This window comes from Mesorhizobium sp. P3_B5 (genome assembly GCF_056402815.1).
Genome location: NZ_JBFUGR010000003.1, coordinates 385,866 through 411,865, shown reverse-complemented (window position 1 = coordinate 411,865; position 26,000 = coordinate 385,866). Strand labels below are relative to the sequence as shown.

Below are 26,000 nucleotides of genomic sequence, written 5' to 3'. Positions count from 1 at the left end.
AAGACGACGGACTCTCCCTTTAGCTGGCCCCCTTCGGTGGGCTTCCAGATGTGTGGCATCGATCACGCCCGCGCCAGTTGCCTCGCTCGTCGCGGCGAGCGCGAGAAAGTTGCCATTTGACATGCAGGTATTTGCCTGCATATAATAGCCTCAACAACGAGCGAGACCGATGGACGCTGACAAGGTTTTCAAGGCGCTGGGCGACCCGACACGCAGAAGGCTGCTTGACCTTCTCCATGAGAAGAACGGGCAGACGCTCGGCCAGCTTTGCGAAAACCTTGAAATGGCCAGGCAATCGGCCACCCAGCACATCGACCTGCTGGAGGCGGCCAATCTGGTGACTACGGTCAAGCGCGGCCGCGAAAAGCTGCACTTCATCAACCCGGTGCCGCTGCACGACATCTACGAGCGCTGGGTGCGGAAATTCGAACAGCAGCGGCTCAGCCTGCTGCACGATTTGAAAAAAGAACTCGAAGGAGACGACCAATGACCAAGGAAACGACCAGTTTTGTCTACGTGACCTATATTCGCTCAACGCCGCAAAAGGTGTTCGAAGCCATCACCAAACCAGACGTTGCAAGGCGTTATTGGGGCCATGAGAACGTCTCGGACTGGAAGCCCGGATCGAAATGGGAACATGTCCGCGCCAATGATGAGCGCACCGTCCAGATTGTCGGTGAGGTTGTCGAGGTTTCGCCGCCGACCCGTCTCGTCATCACCTGGGCGAGCCCTTCGCAGGCCGCCGATCCCTCTGCCTACAGTCGTGTGACCTTCGGCATCGAGGAATATGACGATATGGTCCGGCTGACCGTCACTCATGACCAACTCGAAGCCGGCAGCGGCATGGCGAAAGGCATCAGCCAGGGTTGGCCAGTCGTGCTGTCCAGCCTGAAATCCCTGCTGGAAACCGGCAGCGGCATCGACGTTTTCGCCAAGCCGAAATCGGCCTGATCCTTGCCGATCAACACATCCGCCAGCGGAGAATGACAATGACCAAGCGATTTAGCGGCGGATGTGCGTGTGGCGCGATCCGTTATGAAACCAGCAGCGAACCCATCTTTGAGAACCACTGCCAATGCCTCGATTGCCAGAAACGCAGCGGCACCGGGCATGGCTCTTATCTGACCTTCGGCCGGCGCGCCGACATGGCAATCACCGGCGAGGCGAAAACCTGGCGGATAAAGGGCGACAGCGGCAACGAGAAAATCCACGCCTTCTGCCCGACCTGCGGAACGCCGGTCTACCTGACATTCGTCGCCATGCCCGAGCTGATAGCGATCCACGCAACCAGCCTTGACGACCCGGGCCAGTTTCAGCCGCAAGTGCTCACCTATGGCATCCGCGGCCACGCCTGGGACACGGTCGATCCCGCCCTGCAGGCATTCGAGCGCATGCCGACCGGATGAATCCGCTGGCAGCAATCCGAACCCGCCGACAATGTTGGCGGGTTCACCCGGGCTCGGAGCGGCCGTGACGTGCTGCAGGATCAACGGTTCCCAAGCCTAAATTAGGTGCACCGCAACATCTCTGCTTGGAGAATGGGCGTCATTTGTGTCAGGGTTCGGCGAATTCGTTGAAACGCCGACTTTCGAGGCCCCATGGCAATTCTGGCAGCCATCTACCACCTGACCCACTACAAATATGACCGGCCGGTGGTCCTCGGCCCTCAGGTCATCAGGCTGCAGCCGGCGCCGCATTCCCGCACCAAGGTCTTGAGCCATTCGCTGAAGGTCGAGCCGGCAAACCATTTCGTCAATCTGCAGCAGGACCCCTATGGCAACTTCCTCGCCCGTTTCGTCTTTCCGGAGCCGGTGACGGAACTGAAGATCGAAGTCGACCTCGTCGCCGACATGACGGTTTACAATCCGTTCGATTTCTTCGTCGAGCCGTCGGCGGAGACATTTCCGTTCGAATACCCTGAAGACATCAGGGACGATCTCGCTATCTACCGCACGCCGGAGCCGGCGGGACCGCTGCTGTCGGCGTTCCTCAAAACCATCGACCGCAGCGTGACCAACACCGTCAATTTCGTCGTCGACCTCAATGCGCGGCTGCAGAGAGAGATCGCCTATATCGTGCGCATGGAAACCGGCGTGTTCTCGCCGGAGGAAACGCTGGCTGCGAAAAAAGGCTCGTGCCGTGATTCGAGCTGGCTGCTGGTGCAGATCCTGCGCAATCTCGGCATCGCCGCGCGTTTCGTCTCAGGCTATCTGATCCAACTCAAGCCCGATCTGGTGGCGCTCGATGGCCCGCCCGGAACCGCTGTGGATTTCACCGATCTGCATGCCTGGTGCGAGGTCTACCTGCCGGGTGCCGGCTGGATCGGTTTCGATCCGACCTCCGGCCTGCTGACCGGCGAGAGCCATGTGCCGCTGGCGGCGACGCCGCATTTCCGCAATGCCGCGCCCATCTCCGGCATGGCGAGTTTTGCCAATGTCGAGTTCGGTTTCGACATGCGAGTCGACCGCATCTCCGAACATCCACGCATTACCAAGCCATTCTCGGACGAAAGCTGGCAGGCGCTCGATGCGCTCGGCAACAAGGTCGATGCAGCACTTGCGTCCGGCGACGTCAGGCTGACCATGGGTGGCGAGCCGACCTTCGTGTCGATCGACGATTTCGAGTCGGCGGAATGGAACACCGCCGCCGTCGGCCCGACCAAGCGGGAAAAAGCCGATGCGCTGATTAGAAAACTGCGCGAGCGTTTCGCGCCGGGCGGCTTTCTCCACTACGGGCAAGGCAAATGGTATCCGGGCGAAAGCCTGCCGCGCTGGACGTTCTCGCTCTACTGGCGCACCGACGGGCAGCCGGTGTGGAGCGATCCGTCGCTGATCGCGCGCGAAAAGAGCGAGGCCGATATCGGGCCGAAGCAGGCCGAAAGCCTGCTGACAGCGATCGCCGGCGAGCTCGGCATCGAAAAGACCATGGTCAGCGAGGCCTATGAGGATCCGGCGGAGTGGCTGCTCAAGGAAGGCAAGTTGCCCGACAATGTCGATCCGTCCAATTCCAAACTGGAAGATCCCGAAGAACGCAGCCGTATGGCAAAGGTGTTCGAACGCGGGCTGACCAAGCCCTCGGGCTATGTGCTGCCTGTGCAGCGCTGGAACAGCCAGGCATCGGGTCCACGCTGGCGCTCGGAAAAATGGAAGACGCGGCGCGGACGGCTGTTCCTGGTGCCGGGCGATTCACCGGTCGGCTACCGCTTGCCGCTGGGCACGCTGCCCTATGTGCCGCCGGCGCAGTTCCCCTACATCGTGCCCGTGGACCCGTCGCTGCCGCGCGGACCGCTGCCCGCGCGCGAAGCGATTTTGCCTACCGCCGCCCCGGCCGAACTGGAAGGCGCCGACGAAATGGCGCGCCGCCAGCAAGCGGTGTCCTTCACCGCTGCGACCGGCCAGCAGGACCGTGTCGAGCAGGAGATCACCGAGATCGGCGGCGCGGTGCGCACTGCACTCTCGGTCGAACCGCGCGACGGGCGGCTCTGTGTGTTCATGCCGCCGGTCGAGGCGCTGGAGGACTATCTCGAACTGATCGCAGCGGCTGAAAACGCGGCCAAGGCGATCGGCCTTCCCGTGCACATCGAAGGCTACGGCCCGCCGCACGATCCGCGCCTCAACGTCATCCGCGTCGCGCCGGACCCCGGCGTCATCGAGGTCAACATCCACCCGGCTTCCAACTGGCAGGATTGTGTGGCGACGACCACCGCGATCTACGAGGAAGCGCGGCAGACACGGCTTGGCGCCGACAAGTTCATGATCGATGGCCGCCACACCGGCACCGGCGGCGGCAACCATGTCGTCGTCGGCGGCGCGACGCCCAATGACAGCCCGTTCCTGCGCCGGCCCGACCTGTTGAAGAGCCTGGTGCTGCAATGGCAGCGGCATCCGTCGCTGTCCTATCTGTTCTCCGGCCTGTTCATCGGCCCGACCAGCCAAGCGCCGCGCTTCGACGAGGCGCGTCATGACTCGCTCTACGAGCTCGAAATCGCCATGGCGCAGGTGCCGCATCCGGACAAGGGCGCGGCACCTTTGCCGTGGCTGGTCGACCGACTGTTCCGCAATCTCTTGACCGACGTCACCGGCAATACGCATCGCTCGGAAATCTGCATCGACAAACTGTTTTCGCCGGATGGCCCGACCGGCCGTCTGGGGCTGGTCGAGTTCCGCGGCTTCGAAATGCCGCCCAATGCGCGCATGAGCCTGGCGCAGCAGCTACTGGTCCGCGCCATTATAGCCCGCGCGTGGAAGAACCCGCTCGACGGTCGTTTCGTGCGTTGGGGCACATCGCTGCATGACCGCTTCATGCTGCCGCATCATGTCTGGGCTGACTTTCTCGACGTGCTCGACGACCTCAAGCTCAATGGCTTCGAGTTCCGGCCCGAATGGTTCGACGCGCAGCTTGAATTCCGTTTCCCGTTCTGCGGCGAGGTCCAGTATGCCGGCATCAAGCTGGAACTGCGCCAGGCGCTGGAACCGTGGCATGTCATGGGCGAGCAAGGCGCGATCGGCGGCACCGTTCGTTTCGTCGATTCCTCGGTCGAGCGGCTGCAGGTCAAGACCGAAGGGTTGAATCCGGAGCGCCATGCCATCGTCTGCAATGGCCGCATCGTGCCGATGAAGGTGACCGACAACCGCGAAGTCGCGGTGGCGGGCGTCCGCTTCAAGGCCTGGCAGCCTTCATCGGGCCTGCATCCAGCGCTGCCGGTCAACACGCCTTTGGTCTTCGATATCTATGACCGCTGGTCGGGCAGGGCGGTCGGCGGCTGCGTCTACCATGTCGCGCATCCCGGCGGGCGCAGCTACGACACTTTCCCGGTCAACGGCAACGAAGCGGAAGCAAGAAGGCTCGCCCGCTTCGAGCCGCGCGGCCATACGCCGTCCGGTTATGTGCTGCGCAACGAAGAAGCTGCTGAAGACTTTCCGATGACCCTTGACCTGCGCCGCCCTGCCAGACTCTGATCAGCGATGGCAAAGGGGAATCACAAGAGGGTCCGCGGCAAGCCGCAAACCCACAGTCTGCTGGAGCACTACCAGCCGATTGATGGCGTCGTCGACGAGATGGTCGACGCATCGGGCAATCCCCGCCCGGCCTGGAAGAATTTCGTCGAGGCGCTGGAAGACCTCGGTCCTGAAAAGCTCGCCCAGCGCTTCGCCCGCGCCGACCAGTATCTGCGCGATGCCGGTGTCTACTACCGCGTCTACGACAAGGCCGGCGCCAATGAGCGCGAATGGCCGTTGGCGCATGTCCCCCTGCTGATCGAGGACAAGGAGTGGGCCGACATCAGCGCCGGCCTCGTCCAGCGCGCCGAGCTGTTCGAGGAAACCATTGCCGACATTTACGGGCCGAACCGGCTGATCGAGAAAGGCATCCTGCCGGCAGGACTGATTGCGGCGAGCCCGGAATATTTGCGGCCGGTGGTTGGCACCAGGCCGGCAGGCGGCCATTTCCTGCATTTCTGCGCCTTCGAACTCGGCCGCGGGCCTGACGGACAGTGGTGGGTGCTTGGCGACCGCACGCAGGCGCCGTCGGGCGCCGGCTTTGCGCTGGAAAATCGCGTCGCCACCACGCGTGCGCTGTCCGATATCTATGGCGAGATGCATGTGCATCGCCTTGCCGGCTTCTTCCGCCGTTTCCGCGACGCGCTGATCGGCATGGCCAAGGAAACCGACGGCCGCGTCGCCATCCTGACGCCGGGGCCGCTCAACGAAACCTATTACGAACATGCCTATATCGCCCGCTATCTCGGCATCATGCTGCTTGAAGGCGAGGATTTGACCGTCTCCGGTGGCCGGCTGATGGTGCGCACCGTTTCCGGCCTGAAGCCGGTCAGCGTGCTGTGGCGGCGGCTCGACGCTGCCTTTGCCGATCCGCTTGAACTGCGCTCGGATTCGCAGATCGGCACGCCGGGCCTGGTCGAGGCGATCCGCCGAGGTGCTGTTTCAACGGTCAATGCGCTGGGCTCAGGTCTGATGGAAACGCGGGCGCTGCTCGCCTTCCTGCCGAAGATTTCGCGTGAATTGCGGGGCGAGGAACTGCTGCTGCCAAGCGTCGCCACATGGTGGTGCGGGCAAGCAACCGAACGAGCCCATGTGCTTGCCAATATCGATCGCATGGTGATCGGCCCGGCGCTGTCGACGCGGCTGGCCTTCGAGGATGACGATTCGACGAAGCTCGGTTCGGCCCTGTCTGCAGGGGAGCGGGCGGAGTTGGTGGCGCGTATTGAACAGGCCGGCGGCGACTTCGTCGGCCAGGAAGCGGTGACGCTGTCGACGACGCCGGTCTATGTCGGCGGCTGGCTGGAGCCGCGCCCGGCAAGCCTGCGCGTCTATCTGGCGCGAACCCCGGATGGCTGGACGGTGATGCCCGGCGGTTTTGCCCGTGTCGGCTTTTCGCTCGACCCGACCGCCATCGCCATGCAGCGCGGCGGCCAGGCGGCGGATGTCTGGGTGGTCAGCGACAAACCGGTGGAGCGCGAGACGCTGCTGCCGCAGGAGCATGACAGTTTTACCCGCAGCATGCCGGGCAGCCTGCCCAGCCGGGCGGCGGAAAACCTGACCTGGCTCGGCCGCTATATCGAGCGCTCGGAAGACACGGTGCGTATCCTGCGCGCCTATCACGTCCGTCTGGCCGAGACCTCGGACCCCGACATGCCGCTGCTGGCCGATATCAGGGATTATCTCGAGCCCTTCGGCATCGACGTCGACTCGGCAATCCCATCCGGATTGATCGGCACGCTGGACAGCGCCGTCTACAGCGCCGGGCAAATCCGCGACCGGTTTTCGCCCGATGGCTGGCTGGCGCTGAAGGATCTGTCGAAGACCGTGCATCAGTTCGCGACGACGGTGGCGCCTGGCGATGACGCGACCCGGGCGATGACGGTCCTGCTGCGCAAGCTCGCCGGATTTTCCGGCCTGCTGCATGAGAACATGTACCGCTTCACCGGCTGGCGTTTCCTGGAGATCGGCCGGCGGCTGGAACGCGGCATCCAGATCGCCCGCACGCTGGCCCGGCTGACCAATCCCAAGGCGCCGGACGGTGCTCTCGACATGATGCTGGAGATCGGTGACAGCGTCATGACCCATCGGCGGCAGTACCCGGTGCAGGCGGGCCGGCGCACGGTGATCGACCTCTTGGTGCTCGATCCGCTCAACCCGCGCTCCATTCTGTTCCAGCTCGAACGGCTGAAGGCCGAAATCGGTCTGCTGCCTTCTATTGGCGGCGAGGGGCATATGTCGCTCGCAGCCAAGGAGATACTGCAGCTGAACACCGCGATCGCCATCAAAGAACCTTCGGACATGACGGCGAAGGCCCTGGACGATCTCGCCAGTGAGATCGGCGGCCTCTACAACAGCCTCGCCAAAGCCTATTTCGGGTAAAAGCCGGCATGCTCTACGACATCAGGCTCCATCTGCGCTACGACTATGACGCTGCGGCCGGCGGCGGCCGCCATCAGGTGCGCGTGCTGCCGCCGACGATACCGGGCGTGCAGCGGGTGATCGCCGCTTCGCTGTCGTTTGCGCCGGCGCCGAGCGAACGTTCGGACTTTTCCGATTTCTTTGGCAACAACGTCACCGCGATCGCATTTCGCGACGCCCATGACGCGCTCGACATAAGGATGAGCGCGCGCGTGGCCGTGTCGCGGCCGGAGCCCGGGCTCGACGTGTCGCCCGACATTGCCCGGCTGCGGGCCGAACTTACCGCGGTGCGGTCGCTGTCGCCTGACACACCGCACCATTTCCTGGCGGCCAGCGATCATGCCGGCATCGACGCGGCGATCACCGCCTATGCGCAAGGCAGCGTCGGCGGCTCGATCATCGGTACGGCCGTGGATCTGTGCAACCGCATTCGCCGCGATTTCACCTATGACGGCAAGGCGACGACCGTCCGCACCAAAGCCAGCGACGCTTTCAAACTCAAACGCGGCGTCTGCCAGGATTTTTCGCACATGATGATCGCCGGCCTGCGTGGCCTCGGCATTCCGGCCGGCTATGTCAGCGGCTTCCTGCGCACCATCCCGCCGAAGGGCAAGCCGCGGCTCGAAGGCGCCGACGCTATGCATGCCTGGGTCAAGGTGTGGTGCGGACGGGATGCCGGCTGGCAGGAGTTCGACCCGACCAACGGCATGCGGGCAAGCAACGACCACATCACCGTCGGCTACGGCCGCGACTACTCGGATGTGGCGCCGATCGTCGGTGTTCTGAAAACCACCGGCGGACAAGTCGGCGACCAGGCGGTGGATGTCATCCCCGTGGTGCTCGAGAAGGCCTGACTTCTGCGAGGGGCCGGGCCAGGCCAGGCAGGCAAAGACTGCTTCTCAAACGCGGATGCGGCGGTTATCCTGAGCATATTTGAGGGGAACCTCCTGCACACGAGAAATGCGCCGGCGTGGAGCTATCTTTGAAAGCAGTCAGCGTTGTTATTCCGGCCCACAATGCGGCGGCAACCATCGCCGCTACGCTGGCCTCACTTCGCTCCGAGGCTGACCTTATTGGCGAGGTGCTGGTGGTCGACGATTCGTCGTCGGACGGCACGGCGCGCATAGCGCAAGACGCCGCTTCGTCCATGACATTGCCGTTGCGCGTGCTTCCTGCAAATTGCCGTGATGCCGGCGGTGCCCGCAATCTGGCGTTGGCGCAGGCGCGATGTTCCTGGATATACATGATCGACGCTGACGACCTGCATCTGGAAGGCGGGCTGCGGTCTCTGATCTTGCGCGCTAATTCCCAGCCGCCGGCCGATATGGTGGTCGGTGCCTACCGCCGATGGACTGATGGCGACGATAGGCATGTCAAGGTTCCGAGCGGCTATACGGCCAACGGTGCCGCCAATGCTTCGGCCTATCTGAAAGGTCGCATCCGCTCGATTGCCGTGGGCAGCGTGCTGGTGTCACGCAGCGGGATCGGAGACACCAGGTTCCCGACCGGGCTCGCTTATGACGAGGATACATTGTTCTGGGCACGGCTGATGAGCAGGGCATCGCTTGCCGTCATTTCACGACCTGTGATGATTTACGTCGTGTCGGCGGAGCGCTCCGACGACCGTTTCACGGTCAAGCCGGCGCAACGTTTCCTCGACTGGCATCTGGCGCTGCGCAAGCTTACCGACTGCGGCCTTCCGAAGTCGACGCTGAAGGTCAGGGAAGGCATGGTCGCGCTCAAGATCGCCCGCGTCCACTATGCGCGCGGCGATCTGAACACAGCGGCGCGGTTCCTGACTATCGCCATGGCGGCGCCGAAAGGTGCCTCGGATGCCTGGCGCTGCATGCGCTACCAGTTCAAGCTTGCGGTGCGACGCCGGTTTTCCCCTCCGCACGCCCAGTTGCAACGTGCGTGACACGGACCCGCCGAAGCTTGCGGTCATTGTCATTGGCTACCGCGCGCCGGCTCAAATCGTCGAGGCGGTGATATCCCTGCTTGATCAGAATGCGCCGCTCGAGATCATTGTGGTCAACTCGGGCGGAGGGGACGTGCTGGCGCTGCTGTCTGGCGCCGGGGTCAAGGTGCCAGTGATCGAGGTCAGTCGAAGGCTGTTTGTTGGTGCGGCCCGCAATCTCGGCATCACCGCGACGCGGGCGCCATTCGTTGCCTTTCTTGCCGATGATTGCCTCGCCTGTCCGGGCTGGGCCGCGGCACGGATGCAGCGGCATCTCGCCGGCGATCGCGCCGTGGCGAGCGCAATGGTGAACAGCCATCCGCGCAATCTGATTGCCTGTGCAGCTCACCTGATCATGTTCATGCGACGGCTTCCCGGTCTGCCGGCGGATCGTGCGCTGCGCTACGGCGTATCGTTCGATCGCCGGCTGTTCGATGAATATGGCTTGTTCGATGAAACCATGCCTGCTGCCGAAGACACCGAATTCCTGGGGCGGCTGCCGCAGCAACTGCAGCCGGTTTGGGAGCCGGAGGTGCAAACGGTTCATCGCAACGAAACCCGGTTGTCCAGATTGCTTGCCGATCAGTACAGGCGCGGCTATCGCCGCGGCGATTACCTTGCAGCGTCCACCCCGGACACTTCGTTTCGGTGTTTTCGTGACACTTTTCGCGACCGGCGCAATGCCCGCAAGCTGGCGAAGATCGGGCTTTCCGGACGGGATCTAACCTTCGCGATGATGTCGCTGCCAATTGTTTGGCTTGCCCTGCTGGTCAAGTCCATGGGCGTCTGTGCCGGCGTGCGAAATCGCATGAAAGCGGCGACAAGAAAATGATAACGAGCCAGATCAAACCTCACCGCTGGCGACGGAGCCGACTGTTTTGGACGCGGCAGAGAACGATCGCAGTTTTCAGCTATCGCTATGACGCGCATCTGGTTGCCGATCTGCTCGCCAATATCGATCCGGTCGTCGACGGCTGGATTGCCTATGATGATCGTGGGGCGACCGGCGTGTTCAGCAGTGAGCCACAGCGGCGGCAGATATTGCTCGAAGCAGCGAAGAACGCCGCCGCCGACTGGATACTGGCTATTGATCCCGATGAGCGGCTGGAACGCGGTGCCGCGGAGCGGATTGGACAATTAACGGGCGACTACCGGCGCATGGCCTGGGGGTTCCGCCTCCGCGAATTGTATTCGCCGACCGAGTACCGGGTTGACGGCCTCTGGGCCGAAAAGTTCCAGTATCGTCTGTTCAGGGCCTACAATCCGGCGAAATACCGACCAGAGGACCTGCATGGGCTCTGGTATCCTCCCGATCTCGGTTTCAAGGCCCGCAAAAGCGGGCTCAACCTCTATCATCTGAAGATGGTAGAGCCGAAGCGGCGGATCGCCCGCCGCAATCTCTATGACCAACTCGATCCGAAGCACCTCCTGCAGGAGGTGGGCTATGACTACCTTGCCGACGAGGCAGGGGCCGTGTTCGAACAGATTCCGCCCGGGCGCGACTATCGCCCGCTGCACGTTGATGATGGCAGCCTCTGGATGGCCGACGTCTCGGCAGGCGCCAAATTCGGCGGACCAGACGACATTCCATAGGAGCTCGGTGGAACCTGCTGCCGGTCACGCAGCTTATCTACGGGCAAAATTCCGTGGAGAGGAAATGCTGGACAAATCCGCGTCGCCATCCGGCTCATCGGCCGCCGAGGAGCTTGCCCCAAAGAATGGTGCGCTGACGAATGGCGCACAGGCCTCTGCCGAGCGAGCCTCGCTTACTTATGTCAGCGATACCGAGCCCGGCATTCGCCGGCTGAAGACAGGCAAGGGATTCTACTACAAGGGGCCAAACGGGCGGGCAGTCTCCAATGGCACGCGTGCGCGCATCAAGGCGCTCGCCATTCCGCCGGCCTGGACGGATGTCTGGATTTCGCCCGATGCCGACGGTCACATCCAGGCTACAGGCAGGGATCAGCGCGGGCGCAAGCAGTATCGCTACCACCCGCAATGGGCCGAAGAGCGCGACGGCGCCAAGTATTCTAACCTGATTGCCTTTGCCGAGGCACTGCCGGCCCTGCGCAACCAGATCGATGCCGATCTGCGCCGTCACGGCCTGCCGCTGGAGCGCGTGGTGGCGGCGATCGTCTGGCTGCTCGACAACGCCATGATCCGCGTCGGCAATGCCGCCTATGCCCGCGACAACAAGAGCTTTGGACTGACCACGCTGCGCGACCGACATGTCGATATCCAGGGATCTAGCCTGCGTTTCGCCTTCAAGGGCAAATCCGGCAAGGAGTGGCGACTGAAGCTCACCGATCGCCGCATCGCCAAGATCGTGCGTGGGGCGCAGGAACTGCCCGGCCAGAAACTGTTCCAGTATCTCGACGAGGACGGCAACAGGCGGCCGGTCCACTCCGACGATGTCAACCGCTACATCCGCGACGCAGCCGGCGCCGATTTCAGCTCCAAGCATTTCCGCACCTGGGGCGGCACCATCCATGCCGCGTCGCTGTTTGCGCAGACCGAGTACCCAGAGAGCCAGGCGCAATCGAAAAGGGTGATCAACGGCGTCATCGACAAGGTTGCCGAACGGCTGGGCAACACGCGCGCCGTCTGCCGCAAATGCTATATCCACCCGCAAGTCTTCGATGCCTGGTCTGGAAAAAGGCTGCTCGGTGAAATGGCGGAGGCCAACAGGCGCAAGCGATCGATAGACGGTCTCGACGACGAGGAAGCCCTCGTTTTGAGATGGCTCAAAGCGGGGGCTGGTTGACGCCAAGTCAGGCGCAATTTTTTTATCGACGCCATGTCGGGATCGGTCCTACTGTTTCGTCCTTTGATAGAGAAAAGGACGTCCCATGCTCTACGCTATCCTCTGCTACGCCTCCGAAGATGTCGTCTGCTCCTGGAGCAAGGCGCAGGACGACGAGGTCATGGCCAATCTGCTCGACGTCCAGGAAAGATACGCGAAAGCCGGCCGTCTTGGCCCGGTGGCACGCCTGCTGCCGACAACGGCGGCGACAACGCTGCGAAGGGTCAAGGGCGAGTCGGTGGTCATCGACGGCCCGTTCGCCGAGACCAAGGAACAGTTCCTCGGCTTCTACACGCTCGAATGCGCCGATCTCGACGAGGCGGTCGAGTTCGCGCGTGAGCTTTCCGAGGTCAACCCAAGCGGCGGCTCCTACGAGATCCGGCCGGTTTCCCTCTTCAACCCCGCAAGAGTTCCCGTATGACCGAGCTCGCCTGGATCAGCACGGCGATCAGCACCGCCCGTCCGCAGGCGATGGGCGCGCTGCTGCGCTACTTCCGCGATCTCGATGCGGCGGAGGAAGCGTTCCAGGACGCGTGCCTGAGAGCGCTGAACAACTGGCCGAAAAACGGCCCGCCGCGCGATCCGGCAGCCTGGCTGATCTTTGTCGGCCGCAACAGCGGCATCGATGCGGTGCGCAAGCGCGCCAAACAGGCGCCGCTGCCGGAGGAGGATCAGATCTCCGACCTCGAGGATGCCGAGAGCGATATCGCCGAGCGGCTGGACGGAGCGCATTACCGCGACGATATCTTGCGGCTGCTGTTCATCTGCTGTCATCCAGACCTGCCGGCGACGCAGCAGATTGCTGTGGCGTTGCGCATCGTCTCCGGCCTGACCGTCAAGCAGATTGCGCGCGCCTTCCTTGTCGGCGAAAGCGCCATGGAGCAGCGCATCACCCGCGCCAAGGCGCGCATTGCGGATGCCGGCGTGCCGTTCGAGACGCCGGGCGCGGTGGAGCGTTCGGAGCGGCTCGCAGCTGTCGCGGCCATGGTCTATCTGATCTTCAACGAAGGCTATTCGACCAACAGCGGCGAGGCGCCGGCGCGCGCGCCGCTTTGCGAAGAGGCGATCCGCCTGGCCCGGCTGCTGCTCCGGCTGTTCCAGACCGAGCCGGAGATCATGGGGCTGGCGGCGCTGTTGCTGCTGCAGCATGCGCGGGCGCCGGCGCGTTTCGACGAGAATGGCGAGATCGTGCTGCTCGAAGACCAGGATCGCAGCCTGTGGACCCGCAAGATGATCGACGAGGGCCTGGCGCTGGTCGACAAGGCCTTGCGCCACCAGAAGCCCGGTCCCTACCAGGTGCAGGCGGCGGTTGCGGCGCTGCATGCGCGGGCGGAACGGGCCGAGGATACCGACTGGGTTGAAATCGACCTGCTCTACAGCCTGCTCGAACAGATGCAGCCATCGCCGGTCATCACCCTCAATCGCGCTGTCGCCGTTGCCAAAGTTCGCGGCCCTGAAGCGGCCCTTGCCATGATCGACCCGCTGGAACAGCGGCTGTCCGGCTATTTCCACTTCTTCGGCCTCAAGGGCGGCCTCTTGATGCAGCTTGGCCGCGGCGACGAGGCGCGTGTCGCCTTCGACCGCGCCATCGCGCTCGCCAACACCGCCGCCGAAGCGGCCCATATCCGCATGCATATCGACCGCCTGATGAAGGACGGTGCCACAAAGGGCGTCACCAAGGCAGCCCTCTGATCCTTTCATCCGGCTGGTTCAATGGTCTAGACCCGGCTTGGACCATGCCGGGGTGGCGATTTTTCCCTGAAACAGGTAATGGCACGCCATGACAGCGCCTCCAGTGCCAGACGGCACCGAGAAGGCATGGCGCAAGGCTTGAGCCGCCAGCCTATGAGCGGCGGACTCTGAAAGGGACAAAAATGACGATAGCGAAGGAAACGACTGAGCTTCTGGCGAAACTGGGTGTTGCCAAGGGCGCGCTTGTCGGCGGCGATCTCATCGTGCGCAGCCCGGTAACGGGCGAGCAGATTGCGGCGCTGAAGACGATCTCACCAGCCGATGCGACAAAGACCATCGAAGCCGCCCACAAGGCGTTCCAGACCTGGCGGATGGTGCCGGGGCCGAGACGCGGCGAACTGGTGCGGCTGCTCGGCGAGGAGCTGCGCGCGCACAAGGCCGAGCTTGGCCGGCTGGTGTCGATCGAGGTCGGCAAGATCCCGTCCGAAGGCCTTGGTGAAGTGCAGGAAATGATCGACATCTGCGATTTCGCCGTCGGCCTTTCCCGGCAATTGTACGGCCTGACCATCGCCACCGAACGTCCGGGACATCGCATGATGGAAACCTGGCACCCGCTGGGCGTCGTCGGCGTCATCTCGGCCTTCAACTTCCCGGTTGCGGTCTGGTCGTGGAACACCGCGCTGGCGCTGGTCTGCGGCGACGCCGTGGTGTGGAAGCCGTCGGAAAAGACGCCGCTGACAGCGCTTGCCTGCGAGGCGATCTTCAAGCGCGCGGCAGAGCGTTTCGGCGATGCCCCGGATGGGCTGGCGCCGGTGCTGATCGGCGACCGCGCCATCGGCGAAATCCTGGTCGACCACCCGAAGGTGGCGCTGGTTTCGGCCACCGGCTCGACCCGCATGGGCCGGGACGTCGGTCCGCGGCTGGCCAAGCGCTTTGCCCGCGCCGTGCTGGAACTCGGCGGCAACAATGCCGGCATTGTCTGCCCCACGGCCGATCTCGACATGGCCTTGCGCGCCATCGCCTTCGGCGCCATGGGCACGGCCGGACAGCGCTGCACGACGCTGCGGCGCCTGTTCGTGCATGACAGTGTCTATGATGCTTTGCTGCCGCGCTTGAAGAAGGCCTATGAGAGCGTTTCGGTCGGCAACCCGCTGGAGACCTCCTCGCTGGTCGGTCCGCTGATCGACAAGGCTGCCTTCGACGCCATGCAGAGAGCGCTCAAGGAAGCCACCGCTCACGGCGGTAAGCTGACCGGCGGCTCGCGGGTCGAGAACGGCCATCCCGATGCCTATTACGTGCATCCGGCGCTGGTCGAAATGCCGAAGCAGGTGGCTCCTGTCACCGAAGAGACCTTTGCGCCGATCCTCTATGTGATGAAGTATTCCGACTTCGACGCCGTGCTCGACGAGCACAATGCGGTTGGCGCCGGCCTGTCGTCGTCGATCTTCACCCGCGACCTGCAGGAATCTGAGCGCTTCCTCGGCGTCGACGGTTCGGACTGCGGCATCGCCAACGTCAATATCGGCACTTCGGGCGCCGAGATCGGTGGCGCGTTTGGTGGGGAGAAGGAAACCGGCGGCGGTCGCGAGAGTGGTTCCGATGCGTGGAAGGCCTATATGCGCCGTGCCACCAACACGGTGAACTATTCCAAGGCGCTGCCGCTGGCGCAGGGCGTGTCCTTCGACATCGACTGAGGAATTTCGTTGAAACAGTATTCGGGCAGCACCGTGAGGCGTTGCCCGTTTCCGTTTCTATAGCTTCGCTGCGAAGGCCTTGCCGGTCACGGGATCGAAGAGGCGCAAGGTTTCTTCGTCGAAGGCGAACGTGCATGTTTCGCCCTTGGCGACGCGGGCGCGTGGCGGCAGGCAAGCCGTCAGCCTTTGCGTGCCGATCCGGGCGGTGGTGACCAGTTCCGGGCCGGTCAGCTCGACGACGTCGATTTCGACCGGCAATGACAATTCCGCTGCCGCGCCAGTGGCGAGGCGAAGTGCCTCGGGCCTGATGCCGACAATGACCTGCGCGCCATCCTTGACCGCGTTTCTGAAACGGGCGGGCAAGGGCAATCGCACAGCCGAGCCGGCAATGGCCAGCGCTCCATTCTCGACCGATGCCTGCAGCATGTTCATCGACGGCGCGCCGACGAAACCGGCGACATAGAGCGTCGCCGGATAATTGTAGATGTCCTCGGGCGTGCCGAGCTGTTCGATCCTGCCGTCGCGCATGACGGCGATCCGCGTCGCCAGCGTCATCGCCTCGATCTGGTCATGGGTGACATAGACGACGGTGGTCTGCAGGAGCTGGTGCAGGCGCTTGAGCTCGGTGCGCATTTCGAGGCGCAGCTTGGCATCGAGGTTGGAGAGCGGCTCGTCGAACAGAAAGACCTGCGGCTTGCGCACCAGTGCCCGGCCGATGGCGACGCGCTGGCGCTGGCCACCGGACAGCTGGCTCGGCTTGCGGTCGAGCAGGGCTTCGATCTGCAGCAGTTTTGCCGCTTCGCGCACCGTCTTGTCGCGCTCGGCGGCTGGGACCTTGCGCATCTCCAGGCCGAAGCCGATGTTGCGGTGAACGGTCAGGTTCGGATAGAGCGCGTAGGACTGGAAGACCATGGCGATGTCGCGGTTCTTGGGATGGACGCCAAGCACCGAGCGGCCGCCAATCAGCACATCGCCGCTGGTCGCTTCGGCCAGTCCGGCGATGATGTTGAGCAGCGTCGACTTTCCGCAGCCCGACGAACCGAGCAGCACCAGGAATTCGCCGCTCTCCAGCGCGATGTCGATGCCTTTCAGCGTTTCGACGGCGCCGTAGCTTTTGCGGATATTGCGGATTTCAAGCGCGCTCATGGACGGCGTCCTCGAATTGCATGGGCCCGCCATAGTTGCGGGGCAAGGTGGATATCGCACGGGACGCCACATGCGTGGCGGCCGACAGGCAGGAACTCAGCGACTGGTCCTGCGCCAGTGCGGCGAGAAAGGCGGCGTTGAAGACATCGCCGGCGCCGATCGTGTCGACGACTTTCACGTTTGGCGCGGGCGCCTCGACCAGGGCACCGTCCGAGCCGATGGCGAGCGCGCCATCCGGGCCGCGCTTGACGACGACGGTTGCGCCTTTCTTCATGCTGGACCTCATCTCGCGTGCGGCGTCGGCGGGGCTTTCAAGCCCCGCCAGGGTCAGCGTCTCGACCTCATTGAAAAGCGCGAGATCGCAGCGCGACAGCCATGCGCGCGCGGCGGCGCAGTTCGTCGCCGTCCAGCCAGCCATCGGCCAACCCGTGTCGAGCGCCACCGCAATGTCGTGCTCGTCCGCCCAGTCGAAAAACGCCTTGTAGTCACCGGTCAGATCATCGGTGAGGAAGGAGCCGCACAACAGCGCGTAGCCGCCGGAGAGCTGCTTGCCATCGAGAACGGCGAGGACGTCGGCCAGGCTGAAGCGCGGCAAGTGGCCGCGCGTGGTGAAGAAGGTGCGCTCGCCATCGGGGTGGGTCATGCCGACCGACAGCGTCGTGCCTTCGGGGCGCACCGGCCATTTCTGCGCCCGGCTGCCGAAGGCCTCGCGCAACCAACGGCCGAACTGGTCGTCACCGACATTGGCGGCGATCTCGAAGTCGACACCGAGCGCCATCCAGGCGAGGCCGCTGTTTCCCGCCTGCCCACCGACGCGCAACTCGTCATGGTCGACGACGGTTTCCGTGCCCGCCGCCGGCCACGGCGCGACCGGGCCGACAATCAGGTCGACATTGACGTTGCCGATCACTGCAAGCGGCCGCATCATTCGCTCCGGGTGATCTTGGTGGAGCGAACCGGCGTGCCGGCATCGTCGACGCGAGCGTCGGCAAAGGCGATCATCAGCCGCTGCGCCACCGGCAGCATGGCAAAGATCGCCGTCAGGCCGGAGGCCGGCTTGAACGAAAGCGTGACGGCGCCGGCGACTGGTGCTTGCCCTGAGGAATCGAAGATGACGAGCGGTGCGCCGGCCTCGACCACGGACATGGCCATGGCGGTGACCAGCTCCGCCGTCGGATCTTTGCCGCGAAACAGGATGACGCCGATATGCGGGCCGAGCATTTCCATGGGACCGTGACGGAGCTGGCCGCCTTCGAGGGAAAAGCAGGGCAGGCGCGACAGTTCGGTGAGGCCGAGCGCCAAGGCTTCGGCCAGTCCTTGCAGCCGGCGGCCGGAGGTGACGATAGTGGTCACATCGTCGAGGGCTGCAAGCGCGTCACCGATGTCGGCGGTCTCAGGAGCGTCGAGCGCGCCGAGTGCCGCCGCCGGGTCGTCGCCGAGCGCCGCCAGGATCGCGAGATGCAGAGCGAAGCTGACGGTCAGGCTGCGGGTCGCGGCGAAGGCCAGCTCGGTGCCGCCGGCGCCAACCAGGCAGGGGACGGTTCGGGCGAGGAACGAGGCTCGCTCCAGCGTCAGGCCGAACGTGTCGGAAGCAGCGCCGGCTTCCGCGAACCAGCGCACGACCTCGGCGCTTTCGCCGGACTGAGACGTAACCAGCACGGTCGTGCCGGCGAGCGGCAGCGGCTGGCCAAGCTGCTCGGACAGTGGCAACGCGATGGCCTCGATGCCATGGGCGCGATAGAGCGGTTCGACGGCGCGTCCCACGGCATGCGAGCCGCCCATGCCGAGCAGAAGCAGGCGGCCGGTCCGTCGTATCGAGGTGGCGATTTTGGTCGCCATTACCGCGTTGTCCTGGAAAGACGCGATCGCATCCGTATGCTGGCGCGCCATTTCGCGGTCGATCGCAGCGAGCCCGGAAGGCCGCGGTTTTTGTACAGTCATCGTCATCCTTTGACACCACCGCTGGTCAGGCCGGAAATCAGGGCACGTTGCATGACGAGCCCGATCAGCACTGGCGGCAAGGCGGCCAGCACGCCGGCTGTAGCAATCAACCCGTAGTCGGAGACACGGCCGCCGGCGAGGTCGGCGATGGCGACGGTCAGCGTCTTGGCGCGCTGATCGGAGGTGAAAAGCAGCGCGTAGAAGAACTCGTCCCAGGCAAGCAGCACGGCAAACAGTGCCGAGGTCGCCATGACAGGGGCTGCCAGCGGCAGCGTGATGATGCGCAGCGTCTGGAACAGGCCGGCGCCATCGATCATCGCCGCCGCTTCGATTTCGCGCGGGATCGAGTCGAATCCCGCCTTCATCAGCCAGGTGGTGAACGGCGCCAGGATGGTCAGATAGACCAGCGCCAGGCCGAAGACGTTGTTGAGCAGGCCAAGATGCGAAAGACCCATATAGAGCGGCACGGCGAGTGCCACCGGCGGCAGCATATAGGTGGCGATGACCATCGACAGCGACCAGCCGATCGACGGCGTGCGCGAGACGGCCCAGCCGGCGGGAATGGCGAGCAGCAGGGCGGCAATGGTCGCCATGCCGGCGATCTCAAGGCTGTTGCGCAGCGACGCGGTGAAGGCGGCGCCGGCGCTGTTCTCGCCCGTCGACAGCAATTGCCGGTAGCGCGAGAAGTCGGCGCTTTGCGGCCACCAGCGCAGCGGCTTGGCGGCCAGGTCGGCGGCCGGCGATATGCTCATGATGAACAGCCAGGCGATAGGAGCGAGGATCACCACGGCAAGCAGCAGCGCGCATGCGTAGATGAAGACGGTGAAGGCAGGGCTCTTGCGTTCCATCAGTTGGCACTCCCGGCGGTCTTCCTCACAAGTGCTGCATAGGCGACGGCGAGCACGGTGACGAGCAAGGTGACGATCAGCGCCAGCGAGGCGCCGGAGCCGGCGCGCTGGAAGGAAAAGGCCTCCTGGTAGACGAGGATCGACAGCGTGCGCGTGCTGTTGGCAGGGCCGCCGCGGGTCATCACCCAGATGATGTCGAAGACCTTGAAGGCCTCGATGGTGCGCAGCACCAGCGCCACCATCAGCGGTCCGGCGAGATAGGGCAGGATGACGAAGCGGAAGCGGGCGAAAGGTCCGGCGCCGTCGACGAGCGAGGCAGCGGTGATGTCGCGCGGCACCGCTTGCAGGGCGGCCAGCGCAATCAGCGCCACCAGTGGAAAATTCTKCCAGCAGTCGGCGACGATCAATGCCGCCAACGCCGTCCCTGGCTCACCGAGCCAGGAGCGGTAGGCGTCGATGAGATGCAGCTGCGTCAGCGCCGCGTTCAGCGCGCCATATTCCGGATTGTAGATCAGCCGCCACAGCGTGGCGTTGACCACGGTCGGCAATGCCCAGGGCAGAATCATCAGCGCCCGCAAAAAGGCACGACCGCGAAACTCCTGGTTGAGCAGCAGTGCGGCCAGGACGCCGATCACCATTTCGATGGCGACGGAGGCGACAGCAAACCAGGTCGTGGTGACCAGCGTGCGCGAGAAATTCGAGCTGGACAGCATCTTGGTGTAGTTGTCGATGCCGACGAACGAGCCCTCCGTGCCGACCAGCTTGGCGTCGGTGAAGGACAGGCCGACAGTGTCGACGAGCGGCCAGCCGATGACGGCGACCATGACCACGAGCAACGGCAGCATCAGCAGCCACGCACGGGTTGTCATCCAGGTGCTCGACATCGGAGCAGCCTCTCTTCATTCATCGCGATTTGAGAGATAGCACGGGCGGCCTTTCGCCGCCCGTGCTCAACGAACAGCTGGGCTCAAAGACCGCTGTTTTCAGCAGCCGTCTTCAGCGCGTCTTCCGGCGAAGCCGAACCGAGCAGCGATTCCTGGATCGCCTGCTGCAAAGCGGTCGACATCTCCTGGTATTTCGGCGTGGTCGGGCGCGGATACATGGCGGCAAGCCCGACCTTGGCGGTGGCGATCAGTTCTTCCTGGCCCTTGGTGACCGCCGGATCGTCATAGGACGAGGCCCAGATCGGCAGCGAGAGCTTGGCGTATTGGTTCTGCGTTGCCTGCGAAGTCATGAACTCGATGTACTTCCAGGCTTCGTCCGGGTGCTTGGAGACCGCGGTGACGCCAAGGCCCATCGAACCGTTGACGGCCGAAACCTCGCTCTTGCCGGCAATGCCGGGCGCCGGCACGACGCCGACCTTGCCAGCGACCTTGCTGTCCTTGGGGTCGTTGGCCATGTTGTACATATAGGTCCAGTTGAGCGCGAAGGCGGCATCGCCGTTCTCGAACACCTTGCGGACGTCCTCTTCGAGGAATTCCTTGGAATTGGGATTGGTGAGGCCGGACTTGTAGCTGGCCACCATGTATTTCAGCGCGTCGAGCCCGCCGCCGTTTTGGAAGTCCGGCTTGCCGTCCTTGAGGAAGTCGCCGCCATAGGCGCTGACCAGCATGGCGTAGTCACAGATCACGGCTTCGGCCTGCGACCAGCTCCAGGCGATGGGGGTCTTGAGCAGGCCCTTGTCCTGGATGATCTTGGCCTGTTCGTTCAGTTCTTCCCAGGTCTTGGGCGGCGCCTTGATGCCGGCCTTTTCCAGGATCTCCTTGTTGTAGAACAGGTACTTGGTGTCGAGGATCCAGGGCATGCCGTAATATTTGCCGTCATACTGGACGGTGGTCCAGGCGCCGGGCAGCACGCCTTTCTTCATGTCGTCGGTGATCTTCGACGACTCGTCGACCAGCACCTTGTTGGTGGCATATTCAGCCGGCCAGATGACGTCGAACAGCACGACGTCATAGCCGCCACCCGATCCTTGCGCCAGCACGGTCTTGTCGTGCAGGCCCTCATAGGGGACGAATTCGAGATTGACCTTGATGTCCGGATTGGCCTTGGTGAAGGCGTCCGTCATGGCGCGGACATCGGCTTCGCTGTAGGCGGCCTGCGCCATGAACAGCGCATTCAGCGAGGTTTCTGCGAAAGCGTGAGGAACCAGCAATCCTCCTGCGAAGACTGCGCCCAAAAGTGCCTTACCAATCGATTTCAACATTTTCATCTCCCATTTTCCAGCGTTGGCGAGTTGGTGGCGCCGGCGTTGCACCGCCTTCTCGAACTGATGTCGCGTGACCTTTTGTTCCCCGGAGCGATCGGTGGCGATAGGCATTCAGCCTTGGCCATCTTTTTCTGGAGCGCCCGTTTCACCATTAAGTCAATCCGCTTGACTTAATTAGTCGATCAATAGTTTACTGGAGTCAAGAGGGAAACGCCGGTGAACGATATCAGCCCGATCCGCGCCAAAAGCGGCACCAACCAGGAAGGCACCAGCGCGCACAACCGCCGTGTCATGATCGAGGCGCTGCGGCTCAACGGTGCGCTTTCGCGCGCCGACCTGGCACGGGCGACACAACTGACCAAGCAGGCGGTTTCCAACATCATCGACGACCTCGAGCGCGATGGCCTGGTCATTGCCCTCGACACGGTGCGCAAGGGCAGGGGACAACCCTCGACTCCCTACAGGCTGGTTCCGGAAGGCGCCTTCGCCATCGGGCTGCAGATCGACCGGCATGTGACGCGGGCGGTCGCCGTCGATCTGGTCGGCAGCGTGCTGGCGCGCGCCGAAGCCAACCTGCCCGTCGACGAGCCCTCACAAGGCGTCAAAATCATCCTCGGCCTGATCGCCGGCGTCAGACGCCAGCTGGCCGATATTTCCAGCCAGTCCGAAAGCCGGCTCGTCGGCCTTGGCGTCGCCATGCCCGGCCCGTTCGGGGTGAAGAATTCCGACGACAAATGGATGATGCCGGCCTGGCAGAAATTTCCGCTGCTGGAAACCCTTGCCGCAGGCACCGGGTTGAATGTCGGGCTGCAGAACGACGCTGCCGCCTGTGCAACGGCAGAGCGGATCGTCGGCGCCGCGCATGGTGTCGATCATGCGGTTTGCCTCTATGTCGGCTACGGCATCGGCGCCGGGCTTATCCTGAACGGCGAGCTGTACAGCGGCGGCAACGGCAATGCCGGCGAGATCGGCATGGCGCTGCTGTCGCCGGCTGGTCCCGGCTCGACGCCGCTCGAGCACCGCGCCTCGCTCGCCTCACTTTACCAGCACCTCGACATGAACCTCGCCGACGAAGGTCTCTACGAGCGGATGAATGCACTGGCCGTGGCCGAGGATCCCAAGATCATGGGCTGGATCGAGGGTGCTGCGCATGATCTGCGCTGGAGCGTGCATCTCATCGAAACGATCTTCGATCCGCAGACCGTCATCCTGACCAGCGGCGCACCGGAAGCGTTGGCCCGCCGCCTGCTGGAGGCGATGCACCCGTTGCTGCCGTCGATCGCCGACCGGCCCGGACGGCTGTTGCCACGCCTGCAACTCGGCATCACCGATCCCTGGTCGATTGCGCTCGGTGCCGCGGCCGAGCCGATCAGCCGCGCCTTCGACCCGCGGTTTTCAGCGATCCTGAAGACACGCTCCGGCGGGTCCTGAAATCGACGTTCAAGCGCCATTCGATGGCGGAAAACACGCTGCGAAGGCCGCGTCCATAATGGCCAGCTTGACGGCCTGGGCGGTCATGTACTCCTGATAGAAACTGTTCGAGATCCACATGATGGATTTGCCGCGCTGGCCGAGCCAGCCGAGGCTGCCGAGCCCTTCGGCATCGCGCAGTTTGCGGGCAAGATGGGTGCGCGAGAGCTTGAGCCAGTTGGCGAAGTCGCCGATCGACACCACGCCGGTCGGGATCCGGTCCAGCCCGGCATGGTCGGGGTCGACGCCCGAGATCAGCCAGTCCATGACGACGCCGCCATTGTTGAGCCAGGTGAACAGCGAGAAGGTCTGTTTTGGCTCACGCACCGGACTCGACGACACCAGGCCGTCGGCCACCAGCGGCTGCACCCTTGCGAGCGCGTCGGGTCGTTGGAGGAAATTCGCAAGCCGGCTGGCGCCGTCCAGAGCGTCCAGCGTCTGCAGATGGGCAAGAAGCCAGCCGGTCACCGCCTCCAGCGTAGCTGCTGCGGGCTGCAGTGGGCGGATGCGCCTGTCCTCGCTGTTTTCCAGATACTCGATGAAATCATAGTGCAGCATCTCGCGGATGAAGGCGTCACCCGTGTTACGGCTGGCGACGGAGTGCTGACCGATCACGTCGATGAAACGGGCTATCGTCAGTTGCTTGCGATAGTCGTTCGGATCCCGCCTGAAATGCATTGCAAGGCCGAGATGCGCCATCAGCCAGCGCTGCTGCGTGGCAAACACCGAAGAGCGGCGTGGGTCGGCTCTGAAGGCTTTGACCATCGCCAGCGCCTGCGCCCGGACACAGCGGTGCAATGCCGGATGCCCGGCAATATCTTCCAAGGTCAGCATATCCTCCCCGTGCGCCGCTACAGCCTCCCGGCTGCGAAGAAGAAAATCACATTTTCAGTCTTCGCCGCTTGTGTCCAGACGCCCAAAATCAGGACGACACAACGGATCGATCATGGCTGTGTTCTGCAGGTGGTTGCTACGCCTCAGCTGTCGGAAAACACGCCTGGAAGGCTGCCTCGACGATGGCGAGCTTTGCGGCTTGGACCGTCATGTACTCCTGGTAAAACTGGTTCGATACCCACATGACCGAATGGCCGGGCTGGCCCAGCCAGCCAATACTGCCGAGCGCCTCGGCATCGCGCAATTTGCGCGCCAGATGGGTTCGCGACAGCTTGAGCCAGTCGGCAAACTCCGCGATCGAAACGACGCTGGTCGGGATACGATCGAGGCCCGCATGATCGGGATCGATGCCGGACATCAGCCGGTCCATGACGATGCCGCCATTGTTGAGCCAGATGAACAGCGAAAAGGTCTGTTTGGGCTCGCGCACCGGGCTGGAGGAGAGCAGGCCGTCCGCCACTAGCGGCTGCAATTTGACAATCATTTCGGGTCGTTCGAGGAACATGGCCAACCGGCTGCCGCCATCGAGACTGTCCAGCGTGCGCAGATGGGCAACGACCCAGCCGGCAAATGCTTTGAGCGTGCCCGCCGTCACCTGAAAGGGGTGGGCACGACCGTCCTCGGTCTTCGGCAGATACTCAATGATGTGGTAGTGCAACATCTCCTTGATGAAAGCGTCGGCGGTGTTGCGGCTGGCCACCGAATTCCGGCGGATGGCCTCCATGAAACGCGTCACCGTCACCTCGGTGTGACGGTCATGCGGGTCTCGCCTGAAATGCAGGGCAAGGCCGACATGGGCCATCAGCCAACGCTGCTGCGTGGCGAACACCGAAGCAAGGCGCGGCGTCGCTTCATAAATCTGGAGCAGGGCCAGCGACTGCTCCCGAACACCGCGATGCAATGCCGGATGGCCGGCAATATCTTCCAAATTCAGCGCCATCCTCCTCGCTCCGACCCAGCCCCAGCCTGCGAAGACGCAGATTACATTTTCAGCCTTCACACTTCGTGTCTAGACGTTCCAGCCTGAACAATAGGCCCGAGCGGATCGCACCCAATACTTGCGGCCAACTGTTGGCGACTGTTCGTGGAGCAGGTGCCCGTCTTCACCTGGTTGAAGGAGCGGCGCGTCAGAGTTCGAGTGCTTCCCGCAGTGCCGGACCACCCCTGACGCGAAGATCGAGATCGGCTTCGATGTGGTCGATATGGTGCAGCATCAGTGCGCTGGCGCGTTCGGCATTGCCGTTTTCGAGCGCGTCGAGAATCTGCATGTGCTCGTTGTGGCCGCAGCTCGAAATGCCGGAGCGGCCATAAAGCGCGATCACCAGCGAGGAGCGCGCCACCAGCTCTTCCATGAAGCGCTGCAGGATGACGTTTCCCGCCACCGAAGCCAGCAGCAAGTGAAAATCACCTGACGCCTTGATTTCGGAGCGTCTCGCGGTCGGTCCGCGTTCGGCAATGAAGCGGCCCTCTTCCTCGAGCTGAGCCTTGAACGCAAGGACATGCTCCGGCGTGATGCGCCCGGCGGCTGCAATGGCGATGCCGGGTTCGATGAGCCGGCGCGAGGCAAAGACCTGTCGCGCTTCTTCCGGCGAGGGGTTGGCGACGAAAGCGCCGCGGTTGCGCTCGGTTCGCACCAGGCCTTCGAAGGACAGCATCTGCAGTGCGGCGCGTGCCACGGTGCGGCTGACATCGAACAGAGTGCCGACCTCGCCTTCCGACAGCTTGGTTCCGGGTGCAAGCCGGCGGTCGACGATCGCATCGCGCAAATGGTCGCGGATCGCCTGGGCACGATCCTCATTGGCGTTGTCGATAGCAGGGAAAGTCTGGTCGGCAATGTTCATGGCTGCGCACCCTCGCGCCTTTCTATCCTGAATCGGGGCGTTCGGACGAGAGCCAAAGTGAACACGATCGCAGAAAAGATTGCATACGAT

23 protein-coding genes are annotated in these 26,000 nt (G+C 63.6%); 14 read left to right on the top strand and 9 right to left on the bottom strand.

Translation table 11 applies throughout. From position 1 onward, the window contains the following. Window positions 1-169: 169 nt before the first annotated feature. The 13 genes from AC1DVW_RS11675 (at window position 170) to amaB (ending at window position 15,561) form a co-directional block, all read left to right on the top strand. Entirely contained in the window at window positions 170-490 is a 321-nt protein-coding gene (locus tag AC1DVW_RS11675; RefSeq protein WP_477323200.1) for an ArsR/SmtB family transcription factor, read from the top strand. Further along, a complete protein-coding gene (locus AC1DVW_RS11670) occupies window positions 487-951 on the top strand; it encodes an SRPBCC family protein (RefSeq protein ID WP_477323199.1) in 465 nt (154 codons plus the stop codon). The genes AC1DVW_RS11675 and AC1DVW_RS11670 overlap by 4 nt, the downstream gene beginning before the upstream one ends. Window positions 952-989: 38 nt before the next feature. Continuing rightward, a complete protein-coding gene (locus AC1DVW_RS11665) occupies window positions 990-1,406 on the top strand; it encodes a GFA family protein (RefSeq protein WP_477323197.1) in 417 nt (138 codons plus the stop codon). A gap of 192 nt (window positions 1,407-1,598) precedes the next feature. Then, the gene (locus AC1DVW_RS11660; RefSeq protein WP_477323195.1) at window positions 1,599-4,958 is read left to right on the top strand and encodes a transglutaminase family protein; all 3,360 of its coding nucleotides are present in this window, start codon (window positions 1,599-1,601) and stop codon (window positions 4,956-4,958) included. A gap of 6 nt (window positions 4,959-4,964) precedes the next feature. Beyond that, window positions 4,965-7,376: a circularly permuted type 2 ATP-grasp protein gene (locus tag AC1DVW_RS11655; RefSeq protein WP_477323193.1), complete on the top strand. Its 2,412-nt coding sequence runs from the start codon at window positions 4,965-4,967 to the stop codon at window positions 7,374-7,376. 8 nt (window positions 7,377-7,384) lie between these two features. Further along, window positions 7,385-8,269 carry a transglutaminase family protein gene (locus AC1DVW_RS11650; RefSeq protein ID WP_477323191.1) on the top strand — a complete coding sequence of 295 codons (885 nt, stop codon included), beginning with the start codon at window positions 7,385-7,387 and terminating at the stop codon, window positions 8,267-8,269. Between the two features lie 128 nt (window positions 8,270-8,397). Further along, on the top strand, window positions 8,398-9,333 hold the full coding sequence (locus AC1DVW_RS11645; RefSeq protein ID WP_477323189.1) for a glycosyltransferase family 2 protein: 936 nt from the start codon (window positions 8,398-8,400) through the stop codon (window positions 9,331-9,333). Further along, on the top strand, window positions 9,326-10,204 hold the full coding sequence (locus AC1DVW_RS11640; RefSeq protein WP_477323188.1) for a glycosyltransferase family 2 protein: 879 nt from the start codon (window positions 9,326-9,328) through the stop codon (window positions 10,202-10,204). The genes AC1DVW_RS11645 and AC1DVW_RS11640 overlap by 8 nt, the downstream gene beginning before the upstream one ends. Next, the gene (locus tag AC1DVW_RS11635) at window positions 10,201-10,965 is read left to right on the top strand and encodes a glycosyltransferase family protein (RefSeq protein WP_477323187.1); all 765 of its coding nucleotides are present in this window, start codon (window positions 10,201-10,203) and stop codon (window positions 10,963-10,965) included. The genes AC1DVW_RS11640 and AC1DVW_RS11635 overlap by 4 nt, the downstream gene beginning before the upstream one ends. A gap of 64 nt (window positions 10,966-11,029) precedes the next feature. Beyond that, the gene (locus AC1DVW_RS11630) at window positions 11,030-12,136 is read left to right on the top strand and encodes a DNA topoisomerase IB (RefSeq protein ID WP_477323186.1); all 1,107 of its coding nucleotides are present in this window, start codon (window positions 11,030-11,032) and stop codon (window positions 12,134-12,136) included. A gap of 85 nt (window positions 12,137-12,221) precedes the next feature. Next, a complete protein-coding gene (locus AC1DVW_RS11625; protein ID WP_477245736.1) occupies window positions 12,222-12,596 on the top strand; it encodes a YciI family protein in 375 nt (124 codons plus the stop codon). Beyond that, a complete protein-coding gene (locus tag AC1DVW_RS11620; protein ID WP_477323184.1) occupies window positions 12,593-13,867 on the top strand; it encodes an RNA polymerase sigma factor in 1,275 nt (424 codons plus the stop codon). Before AC1DVW_RS11625 ends, AC1DVW_RS11620 begins: the two co-directional genes overlap by 4 nt. 182 nt (window positions 13,868-14,049) lie before the next feature. Beyond that, window positions 14,050-15,561 carry an L-piperidine-6-carboxylate dehydrogenase gene (gene amaB, locus AC1DVW_RS11615; protein ID WP_477323183.1) on the top strand — a complete coding sequence of 504 codons (1,512 nt, stop codon included), beginning with the start codon at window positions 14,050-14,052 and terminating at the stop codon, window positions 15,559-15,561. Between the two features lie 57 nt (window positions 15,562-15,618). Here the strand turns inward: amaB and AC1DVW_RS11610 are convergent, their stop codons facing one another. From AC1DVW_RS11610 to AC1DVW_RS11585, 6 genes are all read right to left on the bottom strand, one after another. After that, entirely contained in the window at window positions 15,619-16,707 is a 1,089-nt protein-coding gene (locus tag AC1DVW_RS11610; RefSeq protein WP_477323182.1) for an ABC transporter ATP-binding protein, read from the bottom strand. Next, on the bottom strand, window positions 16,694-17,632 hold the full coding sequence (locus AC1DVW_RS11605; RefSeq protein WP_477323180.1) for a PfkB family carbohydrate kinase: 939 nt from the start codon (window positions 17,630-17,632) through the stop codon (window positions 16,694-16,696). Before AC1DVW_RS11605 ends, AC1DVW_RS11610 begins: the two co-directional genes overlap by 14 nt. Continuing rightward, window positions 17,632-18,648, bottom strand: coding sequence for an SIS domain-containing protein (locus AC1DVW_RS11600; protein WP_477323179.1), 1,017 nt, complete (start codon window positions 18,646-18,648; stop codon window positions 17,632-17,634). The genes AC1DVW_RS11605 and AC1DVW_RS11600 overlap by 1 nt, the downstream gene beginning before the upstream one ends. A 2-nt stretch (window positions 18,649-18,650) precedes the next feature. Beyond that, window positions 18,651-19,496: a carbohydrate ABC transporter permease gene (locus AC1DVW_RS11595; RefSeq protein ID WP_477245725.1), complete on the bottom strand. Its 846-nt coding sequence runs from the start codon at window positions 19,494-19,496 to the stop codon at window positions 18,651-18,653. After that, window positions 19,496-20,380 carry a carbohydrate ABC transporter permease gene (locus AC1DVW_RS11590; protein ID WP_477323178.1) on the bottom strand — a complete coding sequence of 295 codons (885 nt, stop codon included), beginning with the start codon at window positions 20,378-20,380 and terminating at the stop codon, window positions 19,496-19,498. Before AC1DVW_RS11590 ends, AC1DVW_RS11595 begins: the two co-directional genes overlap by 1 nt. A gap of 83 nt (window positions 20,381-20,463) precedes the next feature. Then, window positions 20,464-21,702, bottom strand: coding sequence for an extracellular solute-binding protein (locus tag AC1DVW_RS11585; protein WP_477245721.1), 1,239 nt, complete (start codon window positions 21,700-21,702; stop codon window positions 20,464-20,466). A 219-nt stretch (window positions 21,703-21,921) separates the two neighbouring features. Here AC1DVW_RS11585 and AC1DVW_RS11580 point away from each other — a divergent pair, with 219 nt between their 5' ends. Continuing rightward, window positions 21,922-23,136: an ROK family protein gene (locus AC1DVW_RS11580; protein ID WP_477245719.1), complete on the top strand. Its 1,215-nt coding sequence runs from the start codon at window positions 21,922-21,924 to the stop codon at window positions 23,134-23,136. Between the two features lie 9 nt (window positions 23,137-23,145). Here AC1DVW_RS11580 and AC1DVW_RS11575 read toward each other — a convergent pair whose 3' ends face one another. From AC1DVW_RS11575 to AC1DVW_RS11565, 3 genes are all read right to left on the bottom strand, one after another. Further along, on the bottom strand, window positions 23,146-24,009 hold the full coding sequence (locus tag AC1DVW_RS11575; RefSeq protein ID WP_477323177.1) for a hypothetical protein: 864 nt from the start codon (window positions 24,007-24,009) through the stop codon (window positions 23,146-23,148). Window positions 24,010-24,145: 136 nt separating this feature from the next. Then, a complete protein-coding gene (locus AC1DVW_RS11570; RefSeq protein ID WP_477323175.1) occupies window positions 24,146-25,009 on the bottom strand; it encodes a hypothetical protein in 864 nt (287 codons plus the stop codon). Window positions 25,010-25,196: 187 nt separating this feature from the next. Continuing rightward, the gene (locus AC1DVW_RS11565; protein WP_477323174.1) at window positions 25,197-25,910 is read right to left on the bottom strand and encodes a GntR family transcriptional regulator; all 714 of its coding nucleotides are present in this window, start codon (window positions 25,908-25,910) and stop codon (window positions 25,197-25,199) included. Window positions 25,911-26,000 lie beyond the last annotated feature (90 nt).

Bases quoted from the DNA above. Each gene is read 5' to 3' on its own strand.
- AC1DVW_RS11675 (WP_477323200.1), top strand. From the start codon at position 170: ATGGACGCTGACAAGGTTTTCAAGGCGCTGGGCGACCCGACACGCAGA.
- AC1DVW_RS11670 (WP_477323199.1), top strand. From the start codon at position 487: ATGACCAAGGAAACGACCAGTTTTGTCTACGTGACCTATATTCGCTCA.
- AC1DVW_RS11665 (WP_477323197.1), top strand. From the start codon at position 990: ATGACCAAGCGATTTAGCGGCGGATGTGCGTGTGGCGCGATCCGTTAT.
- AC1DVW_RS11660 (WP_477323195.1), top strand. From the start codon at position 1,599: ATGGCAATTCTGGCAGCCATCTACCACCTGACCCACTACAAATATGAC.
- AC1DVW_RS11655 (WP_477323193.1), top strand. From the start codon at position 4,965: ATGGCAAAGGGGAATCACAAGAGGGTCCGCGGCAAGCCGCAAACCCAC.
- AC1DVW_RS11650 (WP_477323191.1), top strand. From the start codon at position 7,385: ATGCTCTACGACATCAGGCTCCATCTGCGCTACGACTATGACGCTGCG.
- AC1DVW_RS11635 (WP_477323187.1), top strand. From the start codon at position 10,201: ATGATAACGAGCCAGATCAAACCTCACCGCTGGCGACGGAGCCGACTG.
- AC1DVW_RS11630 (WP_477323186.1), top strand. From the start codon at position 11,030: ATGCTGGACAAATCCGCGTCGCCATCCGGCTCATCGGCCGCCGAGGAG.
- AC1DVW_RS11625 (WP_477245736.1), top strand. From the start codon at position 12,222: ATGCTCTACGCTATCCTCTGCTACGCCTCCGAAGATGTCGTCTGCTCC.
- AC1DVW_RS11620 (WP_477323184.1), top strand. From the start codon at position 12,593: ATGACCGAGCTCGCCTGGATCAGCACGGCGATCAGCACCGCCCGTCCG.
- amaB (WP_477323183.1), top strand. From the start codon at position 14,050: ATGACGATAGCGAAGGAAACGACTGAGCTTCTGGCGAAACTGGGTGTT.
- AC1DVW_RS11610 (WP_477323182.1), bottom strand. From the start codon at position 16,707: ATGAGCGCGCTTGAAATCCGCAATATCCGCAAAAGCTACGGCGCCGTC.
- AC1DVW_RS11605 (WP_477323180.1), bottom strand. From the start codon at position 17,632: ATGCGGCCGCTTGCAGTGATCGGCAACGTCAATGTCGACCTGATTGTC.
- AC1DVW_RS11600 (WP_477323179.1), bottom strand. From the start codon at position 18,648: ATGACTGTACAAAAACCGCGGCCTTCCGGGCTCGCTGCGATCGACCGC.
- AC1DVW_RS11595 (WP_477245725.1), bottom strand. From the start codon at position 19,496: ATGGAACGCAAGAGCCCTGCCTTCACCGTCTTCATCTACGCATGCGCG.
- AC1DVW_RS11585 (WP_477245721.1), bottom strand. From the start codon at position 21,702: ATGTTGAAATCGATTGGTAAGGCACTTTTGGGCGCAGTCTTCGCAGGA.
- AC1DVW_RS11575 (WP_477323177.1), bottom strand. From the start codon at position 24,009: ATGCTGACCTTGGAAGATATTGCCGGGCATCCGGCATTGCACCGCTGT.
- AC1DVW_RS11570 (WP_477323175.1), bottom strand. From the start codon at position 25,009: ATGGCGCTGAATTTGGAAGATATTGCCGGCCATCCGGCATTGCATCGC.
- AC1DVW_RS11565 (WP_477323174.1), bottom strand. From the start codon at position 25,910: ATGAACATTGCCGACCAGACTTTCCCTGCTATCGACAACGCCAATGAG.